General features: G+C 71.3%; 10 protein-coding genes. 8 read left to right on the top strand and 2 right to left on the bottom strand.

Annotation, left to right across the window (positions count from 1 at the left end):
• Positions 1–135: 135 nt before the first annotated feature.
• A complete protein-coding gene (locus BEI_RS10405; RefSeq protein WP_097789461.1) occupies positions 136–1,698 on the top strand; it encodes a sigma-54-dependent transcriptional regulator in 1,563 nt (520 codons plus the stop codon).
• Positions 1,695–2,315 (top strand): hypothetical protein, encoded by a 621-nt coding sequence (locus BEI_RS10400; protein WP_097789460.1) that lies wholly within the window; start codon positions 1,695–1,697, stop codon positions 2,313–2,315. The genes BEI_RS10405 and BEI_RS10400 overlap by 4 nt, the downstream gene beginning before the upstream one ends.
• Here the strand turns inward: BEI_RS10400 and BEI_RS10395 are convergent.
• A complete protein-coding gene (locus tag BEI_RS10395; protein WP_097789459.1) occupies positions 2,309–4,270 on the bottom strand; it encodes a RecQ family ATP-dependent DNA helicase in 1,962 nt (653 codons plus the stop codon). The genes BEI_RS10400 and BEI_RS10395 overlap by 7 nt on opposite strands.
• Before the next feature lie 110 nt (positions 4,271–4,380).
• Here BEI_RS10395 and BEI_RS10390 point away from each other — a divergent pair, with 110 nt between their 5' ends.
• Genes BEI_RS10390 through BEI_RS10365 form a run of 6 tightly spaced genes read left to right on the top strand, consistent with a single transcriptional unit; the run spans position 4,381 to position 12,991 of the window.
• Complete coding sequence (locus tag BEI_RS10390; protein ID WP_097789458.1) at positions 4,381–5,814, top strand: hypothetical protein; 1,434 nt, start codon at positions 4,381–4,383, stop codon at positions 5,812–5,814.
• Positions 5,811–6,611 (top strand): hypothetical protein, encoded by an 801-nt coding sequence (locus tag BEI_RS10385; protein ID WP_097789457.1) that lies wholly within the window; start codon positions 5,811–5,813, stop codon positions 6,609–6,611. The genes BEI_RS10390 and BEI_RS10385 overlap by 4 nt, the downstream gene beginning before the upstream one ends.
• A complete protein-coding gene (locus BEI_RS10380; protein WP_097789456.1) occupies positions 6,608–6,799 on the top strand; it encodes a hypothetical protein in 192 nt (63 codons plus the stop codon). The genes BEI_RS10385 and BEI_RS10380 overlap by 4 nt, the downstream gene beginning before the upstream one ends.
• Positions 6,796–6,987, top strand: coding sequence for a hypothetical protein (locus BEI_RS10375; RefSeq protein WP_097789455.1), 192 nt, complete (start codon positions 6,796–6,798; stop codon positions 6,985–6,987). Before BEI_RS10380 ends, BEI_RS10375 begins: the two co-directional genes overlap by 4 nt.
• Positions 6,984–11,855, top strand: coding sequence for a hypothetical protein (locus BEI_RS10370; RefSeq protein ID WP_097789454.1), 4,872 nt, complete (start codon positions 6,984–6,986; stop codon positions 11,853–11,855). The genes BEI_RS10375 and BEI_RS10370 overlap by 4 nt, the downstream gene beginning before the upstream one ends.
• Positions 11,852–12,991, top strand: a complete 1,140-nt coding sequence (locus BEI_RS10365) for a Wadjet anti-phage system protein JetD domain-containing protein (protein ID WP_097789453.1) — start codon at positions 11,852–11,854, stop codon at positions 12,989–12,991. The genes BEI_RS10370 and BEI_RS10365 overlap by 4 nt, the downstream gene beginning before the upstream one ends.
• Here the strand turns inward: BEI_RS10365 and BEI_RS10360 are convergent.
• Positions 12,943–13,860: a GGDEF domain-containing protein gene (locus BEI_RS10360; RefSeq protein WP_097789452.1), complete on the bottom strand. Its 918-nt coding sequence runs from the start codon at positions 13,858–13,860 to the stop codon at positions 12,943–12,945. The genes BEI_RS10365 and BEI_RS10360 overlap by 49 nt on opposite strands.
• Between the last annotated feature and the right edge of the window lie 574 nt (positions 13,861–14,434).

The raw sequence follows: 14,434 nt of genomic DNA, 5'->3' as shown, positions 1-14,434 counted from the left end.
GGGATCCCACGACACGGAAGGTCCGTCGATCCGGCCATTGAGTCCGGTTAGGTGTCACGTTATCTTTACACGTGAGTCACGCTATCCTGACGGTCCGATACCGCCCTCGTCCTCCCTGCCTACTTCGAGTGCCCTATGCGCCTGAGATTCCACTGCCAGAACCGAATCGGCATCCTGCGCGACATCGTCGCCCATTTCGCCGACTACGGGCTCAACGTCGCCCACGGCGAGGTGGGCGGCGAGCACGGCAACGCCATCTATCTGCACGTCCCCCACCTGCTCAATGCCCAGCTGGCCACCCTCAAGCCGGAACTGGAGCGGGTGCCCGGCGTCTTCGGGGTGCGCCGAGTCAGCCTGATGCCCAGCGAGCGGCGTCACCTGGAGCTCGACGCCCTGCTGTCGTCGCTGTCCGATCCGGTCATGTCCATCGACATGGAAGGGCATCTGGTGGCCGCCAACCGAGCCGCGGGGCAGTTGCTGGGCGTGCGTGTCGACGAGGTCCCCGGCCTGTCGCTGGATCGTTACCTGCCCGACCTGGACCTGCCGGCGTTGATCCGTCGCAACAACGCTCGGGTCAACGGCCTGAGGGTCAAGCTGCGTGATACCGTCTTCCTCGCCGACATCGCCCCGCTGCACCGTGAGCACCAGGCGGACGTGGCCTCGCTGGCCGGTGCCGTGGTCACCCTGCACCGGGCCGATCGCATCGGGGAGCGCATCTATCAGGTGCAGCGCCAGGAGCTGCGCGGCTTCGAGTCGCTGTTCCAGGCCAGTCCGCGACTCGAGGCACTGATCCGCGAGGCCCGGCGCATGGCCCCGCTGGACGCGCCCCTGCTGATCCAGGGCGAGACCGGCACCGGCAAGGAGTTGCTGGCCCGGGCCTGTCACCTGGCGAGCCCCCGCGGCCAGGCGCCCTTCATGGCGCTCAATTGCGCGGGCCTGCCCGAGTCGATGGCCGAGACGGAGCTGTTCGGCTATGCCCCCGGGGCCTTCGAGGGTGCGCGACCCGAGGGCAAGCTCGGGCTGCTGGAACTGACCGCCGGGGGCACCATCTTCCTCGACGAGGTGGGCGAGACCAGCCCGCGGATGCAGGTCAAGCTGCTGCGCTTCCTCCAGGATGGCGGTTTCCGTCGGGTGGGCAGCGACGAGGAGACCTACCTGGACGTGCGGGTGATCTGCGCCACCCAGCAGGATCTGCCGACGCTGTGCGCCGAGGGGCGCTTCCGTCAGGACCTCTATCATCGGCTCAACGTCCTGACCCTCAATGTGCCGCCCCTGCGCGACTGCCTGGACGGCATCGAGGAGCTGGCCGCCCACTTCATCGATCGCGCCGCCACCCAGATCGGCTGTCCGCTGCCGACCCTGTCCCCGGCCGCCGTGGCCAGGCTGACCGCCTACCACTGGCCGGGCAACGTACGCCAGCTGGAGAACGTCCTCTTCCAGGCGGTGTCGCTCTGCGAGGGGGGCACCATCGAGCCGGCCCACCTGCGCCTGCCCGACGTGGGGCAGGCCCCGGGACTGACCGGCATCGACCTGGACGGCTCGCTGGCCGACATCCACGCCGAGGTGGAGCGCCGGGTCCTCGCCGCCCTCTATCCCCAGCATCCCTCCAGCCGCCAGCTGGCCCGGCGACTCGGCGTGTCCCACACCACCATCGCCAACAAGCTCAAGCGCTACGGTATCGGCACGGAGGAGGCATGAATGCCGCGGCGGGCCGGCTTCCCCTCTGGCTGAAGCTGGCCTTCACGCTCTGGGTCGTCACCTGGGCGACGAGCTATGCCCGGGTATTGGGTTGGCAGAACTTCCTCTGGCTGTGCGACCTGGCGAGCTTCCTGCTGCTGGTCGCCCTGTGGACCGAGAGCCGGCGCCTGATGTCCGCCCAGTGGCTCGCGGTCCTGCTGGTGGGGGTGCTCTGGGGCGTGGATGTCGGCACCGCGCTGGTCATCGGGGTGCACCCGATCGGCGGCACCGAATACATGTTCGATACCGCGCGGCCGCTGGCCTTCCGGCTGCTGTCCCTGTTCCATCTCCTTCTGCCGCTGGTCGCGGGCTACGGGGTGTGGCGGCTGGGGTACGACCGTCGCGGCCTGGTGTGGCAGGTAGGCCTGACCTGGGCGGTCCTGCCGCTGAGCTACGCCGTCACCGATGCCGAGCGCAACATCAACTGGGTACAGGGTCCCTTCGGCCAGCCCCAGGCAAGCCTCGATCCCCTGGTGTATCTCGTCGGCCTGATGCTGGCCTGGCCGGTGGTGGTCTACCTGCCGACCCATCTGCTGACGCTGGGGCTGGCGCGCTGGCGCCGCCGTCGGGATCACTGATCCAGGCCGCGGGCCAGGCCGGCGTGGACCTCCCCGAAGGGGTAGGCCTCGAGGGCGGCGAAGCCCTCGAGGCCTCGCGCCCGGTGGCGACCGAGCGCGGGCGAGCTCAGCCCGCACAGGAAGCGGGCCAGCAGGGTGGGGGTGGCCGCCTCGGCCTCGCCGGCCGCCGCCAGGCGCTCGCGCAGCGCCGCGGTCAGGGGCTCGGCCTCGAGGCCGGCCAGGGGCGCGCGTTCCGGCGGCGCCGGCAGACGAGGGACCGCGCCGCGACAGCCCGAGCAGTGACCGCATCGCTCGGGGGCCCGGTCGTCGCCGAACCAGTCGGCCAGCCGCCGGGTCAGGCATCCCTCGGCCTCGAAGAGGTCGAGCATGGCATGCAGCCGGGCGATCTCGGCGCGCTCCCGGTCGACGAAGTCCTGGTGCAGGGAGGCGACCAGCGCCGGCGTGGCGGGCCTCAGGACCTGGTAGACCTCGGTCATCTGTCGGCTCTCCAGGCGGATCCAGCCCTTGTCCACGAAGTAGTCCAGGGCGGTGATCACCCGGCGCCGCGTGGTATCCAGCCCACGCTCGGCCCCCAGACGCGCCAGCGCCTCGAAGTCCAGACGGTGCCAGGTGCGGGCCTTCGTCGCGGCCTCGAGGATCGCCTCCACGAAGGCGCGGCGTTCCCCCTGGAACCGGGCGGCCAGGGCCTCGGCGGGCTCTTCCAGCTGGAAGCGATACTCGGCGAAGTAGCTGTAGCGAGGGCGGATCACCCCCACGAGCTCGAGGCGGACCAGCAGCGTCTTGAGCGGCAGGGGGCGGATGTCGCTGTCCCGGGACAGCGCGCTCAGGGAGAACTCCCAGTCCTCTCCCAGGGCGGGCAGCATCGCGAAGACCCGGCCGATGGCCGCCCGCTCCGGGGTGTCGCCGTAGGTGAAGTTCTCCAGCACATTGAGGTGGTCGCGTCCGGCCAGCATCAGGCATTCGGCGGGGGCGCCGTCCCGGCCGGCACGACCGATCTCCTGGCTGTAGTTCTCCACCGACTTGGGCAGGTCGAAGTGAACCACGGCGCGGATGTCGGCCTTGTCGATGCCCATGCCGAAGGCGATGGTGGCGACGATGCAGGGTAGCCGCCCGTCCATGAAGTCGGCCTGCAGCCGCTCCCGGGCCTCGGCATCGAGCCCGGCATGGTAGGCCGCCGCCTGCAGGCCGGCCGCCGCCAGGTAGGCGGCCAGGCGCTCGGCGGTCTGCTGCAGGGTCACGTAGACCACGGTGGGGCGCGGGCTCGGCCCCTCGAGACGCGGGCGCAGCCACGCCACGAGCCGTCGGGGGCGCGCCTCGGCGGACACCGGGTCCACCTGGAGGTCCAGGTTGGGGCGATAGAAGCCGGTGGCGGTCACGTCGGATGCCGCGATGGCGAAGCGCTCGCGCATGTCCTCGATCACCCGGGGCGTGGCCGTGGCGGTCAGCAGCAGCACCTGGGGGATGTCCAGCTCCCGGCGCACATCGGGCAGGGTGAGGTAGTCGGGACGGAAGTTGTGCCCCCACTCGGAGATGCAGTGAGCCTCGTCCACCACCAGCAGCGAGATCGCGACCCGGCGGATGAAGGCGCGGAAACGCTCGTTCTTGAGGCGTTCCACCGAGATCATCAGGATGCGGATCTCGCCGCGGGCGACGCCGTCCATCACCGCCTGGGCCGTCTCGCGATCCTGGGTCGAGTCCAGGCTGGCCGCGGGAATCCCATGCCGGGCGAGGAAGGCCAGCTGATCCTGCATCAGCGCCAGCAGCGGCGAGACCACCAGCGTCAGGTGCGGCAGGTGCAGGGCGGGGAGCTGGTAGCACAGCGACTTGCCCGAGCCGGTGGGGAAGATGGCCGCCGCCGAACGCCCGCCCACCACGGCCTCGATGACCGGGCGTTGGCCGGGGCGTAAGTCGGCGTGGCCGAAGACGCGCGACAGGGTCTGGTCGATGGTGGGCATGGCGGCTCCGGTCGGGGCAGGGGCCCTCAGGATACACGTCATGCCCGGCGATGACCCGAGGCGTCCTGTCTTGGCATAATGTGACGTTCTTCGCCCGGAAAGGATGCCCCATGACCGCCTGGAGCAAGCTGCTCGTCGCCACCTCGCGACTGCTCGACCTCCACGACAGTGCCCACGAGCCGGGGTCGCCCTTCGTGCAGGTCAGCCAGGAGCAACGCAGAGGCTGGCGAGACGGCTATTGGCTGGACCTCGGTTGCCTGCTGCTGGAATACCTGCTCGACGTCGACTTCGCCACCAACAGCGCCTTCGTCTCCCAGGGGCGTTGCCTGAGCTGGCTGCGCCACACCTATCCCGACCTGCCACATGATGACCTGGCCTTCGTCATCAACCTGCTGGCGACGCCGACCGAGCTGCACTTTCGCCAGTCGTCGCCGAGAGCGGACGCCGGCGAGGCGGCGTTGAACGCCGGCCCCTGCCGGACGGGACGCAGCACCAAGCGCACCGCCCTGATCGAGAAGCAGGGCCAGACCGGCCAGGTACGCCTCACTCCCAGCGGCCGCCAGGCGGTCACCCTGGCCGGTCAGGTCGAAGACCTGCTGTATTCCGAATACGACGCCGCCAAGGTGCTGGCGGCGCTGGCCCGGGGTGACTTCGCCCGGATCCCCGACATCACCAACCAGATCCTGCTGGCGATCCGCGCCCTGACCCAGGAGCTGCGTCGGGTTCGCGAGAACCCCACCCGGGAAGGCAAGCTCACGGCACTGCAGGACAACGAGCGGCATTACCACAACGCCCTGTCGAGCATCCAGCGCACCCTGCTCGATGCCCGGGCCCAGCTGGGCACCCCGGGCCTGGTCGCGCGTTTCGAGGCCTGGCGGGAGGCCCAGGCCGATGACTGGGACCTGCGCATGCTCTCCGGAGCGATCGGGCGGGTGCTGACCGCCATCGAGAACCTGTCGCGGCGCCTCTCGGAACTGCTCGCCGATATCGCCGAGGGGCGCATCCAGTCCATGGGGGTGGTCGACTTCGCCGACCTGGCGCGATGCCTGCTCACGACGCCGCCGGCCCCGGGGCTCCAGGCGGCGCTGGTCGAGCGCCTGATGCCCTTCCATCAGGCGGTGGCGGTGCCGCGCCTGGCACCGCTGCTGCCGTTGCTCGAGACGCGTCGGGCCGAGACCAGCCATGCGGCACTGGTCTTCGACGAAGCCTCGGACGCCCGGCCCGAGGACCCGCTGCTGGCACGGTTCCTCGAGGCCCGGGGCCCGGCGCTGCGCCGCCGGGTGGCGACCTCGCCGATGTCGCTGCCCGAGGCCCTCGCCGAGGGCTGGCACCGCTTCGAGGACACCGATTGCCTGCCCCAGCTGCTCAACGTCTTCGTCGACACCCAGCAGCTGGACGAGACCCTGGCGGTGGGCGTCGAGTATCGAGCCTTTCGGCTGGACCTGCCCGACGGACGGCGCATCGAGGGCGCCGTGACCCCCAGCCTGCGCCTCGCCGCGCCGGCCGCCTCCTCCCTAGCCACGGAACAGGACCCTGTGCGATGAACATGACCGAGATGGGCGAGGTCGTCGCCTACCTGCTGCGCTATCGCTGCGCCGAACGCCAGCCCGGAAGCGGCCGCAAGCGCCGCGCCGCCCGGGAGGGGCAGCTCTCCGAGCGCGATGTCTGCGCGCTGATCGATGATGCCAGCGACGCCGAACGCGAGGCCCTGCGCGACTTCCTGGCCGGCCAGGGCCTGCGCCTCCGGGTGCTGGAGGCCGGCGACTACCCGGGAATCGCCCCCGGCTCGCGCTACTATGCCTTGTTGCCCGACCCGGATCTGGAGCAGCCCCCGCTCTACACCCGGGAGCCGGTCTTCGATGCCCTGCGCCTGCGCCAGGAGAGTCGGGGCGAGCTGGCCCAGTGGTACCTCCAGCTGTGGCTGCTCACCCACACCCTGCTCTATACCCGCTATAACCGGGCGCTGTCGGACGTCAGCCGCTACCAGGAGGCGACCTTCAGCGGCCCGGAGCTGGTCGACCTGATGCGCGACCAGCTCGAGACCCTCAGGGGCCTGGGCGAGGCCGTGCCCGAGGCCAACCTCTCGCTGCTCGACGAGCGAGGCGAAGACGTCAGCCGGCGGGTGCGGGCCTTCATCGACCTGCAGGTCAGGGCGGGGTTGCTGGAGCCGCTGCGCGAGACCGGCGACGAGGGCGGCGAGGTGTGGCAGCAGACCCTGCTCGGGGCGCTGGAAAGCGAGCAGGTGGGCATCCACCAGCTGGGGCACCTCCAGGCCCTGGCCGAGGGTCGCCAGGCACCGGCCGGCGTCGATGATGTCCCGGTCGAGGAGGACGAGGCATGAGCGTGATCCACCGCATCGAGGTGGCCAACCTGCTCAACAAGCACGGCGACGTGGCCTCCCCCTGGGAGGCCAGGATGCGTCACCTGCTGCTGGACCTGCGTGGCCAGTCCAGCGCCATCAGCATGGAGAACGGCTTCGGCCGAGAGAGCGCCCTGGCCGAGGCGCGCGCCGAGGAGGGTCGGGCATGAGCGTGATCAACCGCATCGAGGTGGCCAACCTGCTCAACAAGCACGGCGACGTGGCCTCCCCCTGGGAGGCCAAGATGCGTCACCTGCTGCTGGACCTGCGTGGCCAGTCCAGCGCCATCAGCATGGAGAACGGCTTCGGCCGAGAGAGCTCCCTGGCCGAGGCGCGCGCCGAGGAGGGTCGGGCATGAGCGTGATCAACCGCATCGAGGTGGCCAACCTGCTCAACAAGCACGGCGACGTGGCCTCCCCCTGGGAGGCCAAGATGCGTCACCTGCTGCTGGACCTGCGTGGCCAGTCCAGCGCCATCAGCATGGAGAACGGCTTCGGCAGGACCACCCTGGCCGAGGCGCTGATCGGCCTGCTGTCCCGGGACCGGACCCTGCTGACCCGCACGCGGCGCAAGTGCTCGCCGAGCAGCGTCGGCGGGGAGGGGCGCAGCTGGAGCCACCTGCGCGTGGAGTTTCGCTCCCGCAGCGGGCGGGCCGGCCAGGACGACATGCTGGAGGCGGCCGGGGAGGAAGTCGCCGGGGAGACCTTCGTGTTCGGCTTCTACGGCTACTGCGACGGCAGCGGCCTGTCCTTCTACCACTACACCGGCCGGCTGGAGGACGTCCCGGTGCACCACCATACCGCCGACGGCAAGCTGGCGCTCTTTGCCAATCGCGACGTCAAGGCGGCCCTGGCCGAGCGGGGGGTGCGCCTGACGCTCAATCGCGAGGAGTGGCTGGAGGCGGTGGGCAGCCACGTCTCGCGACGCGAGCTGGCGCAGCTCGCCGCCTTCCAGAAGGACGGCGGCGCCGACAAGAGCCAGATCTTCAATGCCATCCGGCCCCGCGCCGGCGAGCAGGCCGACCAGGCCTTCTTCTTCGAGGTGCTGGCCCCGGAGATCCTCTCCGGGGCGACCCGGGGCGAGACCGACGAGCGCGAGGAACTGATCGAGGAGGTCATCCTCAACTCGGGCACCAACATCACCGAGCTGCGCCATCGCCTGGAGGAAGCCGAGGCCGATCAGCGGCGCAGCGGCGACAAGGTGCAACGCCTGGCCGCGCTCACCGACCAGGGCGAGGCGCTGCTCGAGGCGCGACGGCATCTCGCCGAGCTCGATCGCGGCCTGGCCGCCGGCGAGCGACTGCTCGGCGGCCGCGCCTTGGCGGGCCTGCCCGGGGTGCCGCGGCCCTCCGAGGCCGACGACGAGGTGGTGTCCGGTTTCGCCTGGGGCGCCGGGGACACCGGCCGTCCCCGGGTCTCGGTCCGGCTGCTGGCGCGGCTCTGCGGTCGCTCCGAACGCGTCCTGCGCCGGGCCCTGGACGAAGCGGGCATACGCCTCGACGGTCACCGCCGCGTGCTGCACCTGCCCGAGGCCGACTGGCCCCGGGCCCGGGAGGTCGGTCACCTCGGCTTCCAGGCCGCCCGGGACTGGCTGGCCGGCAGCCTGGCCTTCGACGACGATACCGACCGGGAGCGCGCCATCCGCGCCCTGGAGGAGGGCGCCGAGGCCTTCGAGGCCCTGGACGGCAACCCCTTCCGCGACGAGGTGATCGCCGACCGGCTCTTCCTGGACGAGCTGGACCGCGACCTGGAGGCGCTGGACGAGCGGGCCGAGCACCTGGACCGGGAGCGCGAGCGGCTCGAGTCCCGCCAGCGGGACTTCATCGACAACCAGAGCTTCTATACCCAGGCGCTGGCCGACGGCCTCTTCGACGAGGCCGAGCTGGAGGACCCGCTGGCCACCGCGGACACCTGTGCCGCCGAGGCCGAGGCGGCCCGCCGGGCGCTGCTCGAACACAGTGCCCGGGTCGGCGAACTCGGCCGGGTGGCCGAATGGCATGACGCCTTTCGACGCGAGCATCCCGGGACCGACCCGGCGGCGCTGCTCGACGAGAAGCTCGCCCGCCAGGAGGCCCTGGAGGCCGATCGGGAAGCCGTCCGAGCCGAACGGGACGCCGCGGACGAACGACTCGAGGCCGACCGGGACGAGGCGGCGCGCCTCGACGGCGAGCGACAGCGCCTGACCGGCGAGCGTGGCCCCCTGGCCCAGGCTCAGGGGCCCTGGGAGGCCTTTCGCCGCGGCTGGCCGGATGCCGAGGCGTCCGGCTTCTGGGCGGCCCGCAAGGCCGGCTTGGCCGACCTCGACGAGGCGTGCCGGGAGTCGATGCGGGCCCGGGAGGAGGCGGAACAGCGTCGGGCCCGCCTCGCGCCCCTGGCCGAGGCCGCCGAGCGCTATCGCGAGCTGCACGGCGATGACGAGCCGGTCCACCTGCGCGACCGCCTGCACGCCGAGGCGCGGCGCCTGGACGACGAGGCCCATCGTCTCGATGCCGAGGAGAGCCGGTTGCGGGACCTGCACCAGGCCCGGCTCGACTTCGCCGAGCGCAGCGATTTGGCCCCGGCCGACTGGCTGGCCGATGCCAAGCGCCGCTATCCACGGCTGCTCAGCGAGGCCGAGCAGCTCGAAGCGGCGATCGCAGGGCGCGAACGCTATCTCGAGCGCCTGGGCGGCGACCCCCTGGAACGCCGAGTCGCCGAGGCCGAGGCCCATGGGCATCTGGACGCGGCCGGGATCCCCTGGCGGCCCTTGCACGAGGTGCTCAACGATCCGGTCCGGGACGAGCCGGCCCGGCGTGCCTGGTTGTCCCAGGCCGCCGGGCTGCTCTTCGCCCCGGTCGTGGACGGGAGCGGGCCGGCCAGGGAGGCCGCCGAGCGCCTGGTCGAGGCCGGACTGACGGTGCCGGTGCTCGAGGGCGAGCGCCTGGCCGAACGGCTGGCATCGGGAGAGTCGCCCCTGGGGGCGATCCAGGGGGTGGAGACCCTGGCGGTGAAGGCCGCCCTGGATCCGCGCCACCTGGACGCCCTGCGCGAGGCCACGACGCGGCGCCTGGCTGCGGATCGCGCATGCCGGGAGGCGCTGGCCGAGGAGTGCGCCCGCCTGGATCCCCATGGCGAGTGGCATGCCCTGGCCCTCCAGGCCCGAGAGGCCGAGGAATCGCAGGTGGAAGGTGCCCTCGAGGCCCTCGCCGAGGCCCGGGAGGCGAACGATGCCCGGCGTGAGGCCCTGGCGCCGCGGCTTTCCGAGGCGGCGCTGGCCTGCATCGACGACTTCCAGCGTTTCCTTCAGGAGGGCGGCGAGATGGCCCTGCGGGAGGCGAAGGCGGCCGCGGAGGCGGCGAGCCGGCGGCTGGAGGAGCTGCAGCCGTTGCGTGACCGACTGGCCCGGGAACTGGCGCTGCATGGCGAGACCTGGCTGGCCGCCGAGCGCTTCGCCGCTGCCGGCGGCGCCGAGCGGCTGGCGGAGCTGGACGAGCGGCTGGCGGTGCTGGAGGAGGCCCTGGCCGAGGTCGAGGCCCGGCGTGACCGGCAGGCCGAGGCCCGGGAGGCCGCCCGCCGTCGCCTGGAGGCGCTGGAGGCCGGGCTGGCCGGCCTCTTCGCGGACGGGGAGCGAGCGCGGCTGCGGTCCCTGGCGGACTTCGAGCGCCAGGACGGCCCGGCCTTCATGGCCGGGGCCGAGGCAAGGCGCCTGGAACTCGAGCAGGATCTGGCCCGGGCCAGCCGGCGGGCCGATTTCGACTTCGAGCGGATCCGGGCCTATCTGGAGGTCCGCGATGCCGGCGGTGGAGGCCGGGTCCTGGAGCGAGACCTGGCTCGCTGCAAGCGCGACCTGAAGGAGGCACGGGAAGCCCGCAAGGCCAAGGAGAGGGAGCGCCGCGAGGTTCAGGACCGCCTGTCTCGGCAGCAGGCGGCCCTGCACTGCGTCGATCAGCTGGGCATCGCCTGGCTGGAGGCACTGCGCCAACTCCCCGAGGGCTGGCGGGAACGGCTCGTGCCGGCGGCCCCCGCGACGGACGCCTTCGGCTGGCCCCCGGACGATCCCCGCGCCGAGGACCGGGACGACGCCCTGGCCCGCTGGCAGGCCCTGGCCGGCCAGGGGCCGGTGGGGGAGGTCGCCGAGCTGGAGGCCGTGCAGCAGAGCCTGCTGGATGCCCTGGGCGAACTGAATCTGGGGGAGCGGGCCCGGGATCGCGAGCGTCAGGCCAGGCGAGTGGCGGAGGCCGAGCGTGCACTGGGCGGCGCCCTGGAGGAGGCGGCCCAGAGTCGATTGTTCAACGACACCGAGCGGGCGCGGCTGGCCTCGCTGCACGGCATCACCGAGGCGGCCCTGACCGACCTGGCCGGGTTGCACGCCCAGCTGCAGGCACAGCTGGAGGAGCACCGCGGGCGGGTGGGCCGGCTGCAGGCCTCCCGGGAGCAGATCGAAGGCACCCTGGTGGAGCGGCTGAGCTCCATCATCGGCGACGCCGCCGGCAATCTGGACATTCTCAAGCGGGTCGCCCGCCGCAGCGGCGAGGGCGGGGCCTATTTCGAGGTCAAGGCGTCCCTGGTCGGCGGCGAGCGCCTGCGCGAACTGATCCAGGTGCTGCTGGCCGAGATCGACGAGCATCAGGCGGCGTTGCGTCGCCGGGCCGAGCGCGACGGCGGACTGGGCGAGGCCGAGACCGGCCGGCGGGATGAGGAGCTGCTCGGCCAGATCCGCCGGCGCATCTACCGGGGGCTCTTCCATGATGTCGCCATCCGCCTCAAGCACGATGCCATTCGTCCTCACGGCCGGTTATTCTCGCTCAACGAGGCCATGTCGGAGGGCCAGCGGGAGGCCGTCTCGCTGATGTGGCTGGTCAAGCTCTCGGAGTTCGCCATCGAGCGGGAACTGCGGGAACTGCCCGGCCACCACAAGCGCCGGGCTCGTGCCAGCCGCGAGAGCGTGATCCTCCTCGACGGCCTCTTCTCCAAGCTGTCGCACCGTCGCCTGATCCAGGATTCCCTGGAGTCGTTGCGCAACACCCGAGGACGCTTCCAGATGATCGGCCTGATCCACAACCCCAACTATGAGAACGACGCCGAGATCTTCCCCACTTACCTGGTCGGCAGCGTGATCGGCGGCGCCCAGGGGCAGGGCGGGCATGTCATGGTCCGCGACGGCCATGCCACGACGCCGGAGTCGCTGGGGCGCGCCAGCGGCGAGGCCAGCCTGTTCGGCATCCATGTCACGGCGCCTGCCACATGAACGGGGAGCATGACGCGGTTCGCGCCGTCCGTGCCTGGCTGGAGGCGGATTGGAGTCGTCATTTCCTGCGCCAGGGGGGCAAGCGCTGGCGCAGCGATACCCTGGTGCGGGACCTGAAACGCCGCGGTGTCTGCGACTCGGAGCTGGCCGCCTGGCAGGCGCTGGCCGTCCTCCGCCACCAGGGCGTGCTCGATGCCCCGGCGGCCCTGGACCACCGGCTGTCGGTACGGATGGGGCTCTCGGAGGGCGAGCGGCATCGCCTGATCCAGAGCCTGCCGCGGCCGGATGCCGCCCTGGGCCTGGAGGGCGACCTGGCCGTCGCCTGGTCGCGGGCCCGGGAGGCCGGCCTGGCGGACTGGTCCCTCGATGACCAGTGCCGCCTCGTCGAGGGCCTGCGACGTCTCGCCGCCGACCTCCCCGCCGCCTATGATCTGGGAGCCTATCGGGCCAGCGCCCGCTACCTGCTGGGCAGCGCCAAGCTGCTTCAGGCGTTGCCCGCCGAGCTGGTCCGCGCCTTCGGCATCGAGCCCCGGGACTTTCGGCCCATGCCCACCTGGCTGCTCGCCGAGGCGCCCGAGGTCCCGCAGGGCCTGCTGTTGATCGAGAATCCCCAGAGCTTCGAGCAGGCCCGCCGCCTCGGGGTGGGGGATCGTCTGGCTCTGGTCTGCGGCTTCGGTTACGGGCTTGCCCTGGGCGAGGCCCTGGCCGACGTCGACCGGGTGAGGCTTGTGGGAGAACGCCCGCCCCGACAGGGCCTGGCCAGGCTGCTGTCGCTGCCGTCCCAGACCTATTGGGGGGATCTCGATCCCGAAGGGCTACGCCTCTACCGCGCGCTCAAGCGTCGCCTGCCCCGGCTGTGCCTGTCGGCCCTGATGGCGCCCATGGCGGAGGGGCTGGAGGCCGAGGGGGGGCCACCCTCTGCATCGCCTGACCGGCAAGGAGGGGCAGCGGGGCAGCGCCGACGGGGCGAGAGGGCTCGATCAGGAATGGCTGGAGGATGCCCGCGTGCTCGAGCGGGCCGGCGAGCCTCTGGACCAGGCTCTCGAGGCACGCTGGCTGGCCGCTCTCGAGGCCGAGTGAGGCGGCCTCAGCCGCTTGCCTCGACCCGGTTGCGGCCCCGGTGCTTGGCCTGGTAGAGGCTGCGGTCGGCGCGCTGCAGGAGGATCTCCCGGGAATCGCCGACCCGGTGTTCGGCGATGCCGATGCTGACGGTGACGCGGCCCGCCCCCATCTGGCCGAAATCGTGCTCGGCGACGCAGCGGCGCAGCCGCTCGGCCAGGCGCTCGGCATTGGTCCGCGGGGTCAGGGGCAGCACCAGGGCGAACTCCTCGCCGCCCAGCCGCGCCAGCAGGTCTTCCTCGCGCAGCAGGGCACGGCAGCAACTGGCCAGGGACTCGAGGACCTCGTCCCCCTTCAGGTGCCCCCAAGTGTCGTTGATCGCCTTGAAGTGGTCCAGATCGAGCATCATCAGCGACAGCGGCGTGGCATGGCGGTTGCTGAGCGAGATCTCCTCGTCCAGGCGCTTGAGGAGCTTGCGGCGATTGGCGAGGCCGGTGAGGGCATCGCTGTCGGAGAGGGCCCGCAGGCGTTCCTCTTCGGCGACCTGCTCGCTGATGTCGAGCATCATGCCATGCCAGAGCACGCCGTCATCCACGCGTTCCGGTTGCGCCCGGACCGCGATCCAGCGGCAGATATCGCCGGGCAGCAGCAGACGAAACTTGGTGATGATAGGCGTGCACCAGCGAACCGAGCGCTCGATCGCCGCCATCAGCCGGGGGTAGTCCGCGTCGTGGAGCCGCTCGAGGGCGGGGCGGGCATCCCGGGCCAGGAGCTCGGGCTCCAGGTCCAGCAACCGGGTGCCGCTGCCCATCAGGTGAGGGAAATGCAGATGACCGTCGTCTCGGCGGTGAAGCTGGAAGATCAGGCCAGGAAGTTGTTCGGCCAGTTCGAGGACCTTCACCGGGTCGAGCCGTTCCCTGCTCGGCATGACTTCGATGGGCGGCATGAGATTTCCCTTCTGGTTCCTGCTGCGTACAGGTAAGTTCGTTATCGTTGGCGTGCTGCCATGGGGCCTGGGGAATATCAGGCGTTCTTCTTGTTAAGCGGCTTATCATACACTCGGCGCGAAGCGCTGGCACTAACCATCGGTTGTAGGAGATCGCCGATGCTTTGTAGGTGATTGCTCGACGTTTGCCACCATTGCCGACAAGTTTTACTTAGGCGTGCCGTGGGGAGCGAAGAATGAAGAATGAAGCAAGCGCCGGTGGGGGACCGGAAGGCGCCGTGGCATGCTTTACCCGGATCCGCCCGGAACATCGTAGCGACCGGGGCGCCCCAGCGAGAAGACCACCTGCCACAGCTGCAGGTTGCGGGCCCGAAACGCCCCGGCACACACGGACAGGCCGAATGGTGAGTCGGAACATCCGCCGCCGGCGAGTGTTCCGCAAGGATCAGCGCGGGGCGTCGTAGCGACCGGGGCGCCCCAGCGAGAAGACCACCTGCCACAGCTGCAGGTTGCGGGCGCGAAATGCCCCGGCACACACGGACAGGCCGAATGGTGAGTCGGAACATCCGCCGCC

This window comes from Halomonas beimenensis (assembly GCF_002549795.1).
Classification (GTDB): Bacteria; Pseudomonadota; Gammaproteobacteria; order Pseudomonadales; family Halomonadaceae; genus Halomonas; species Halomonas beimenensis.
Note: the sequence above shows the minus strand (reverse complement) of the source record. Positions and strands in the feature narration are given on the sequence as shown.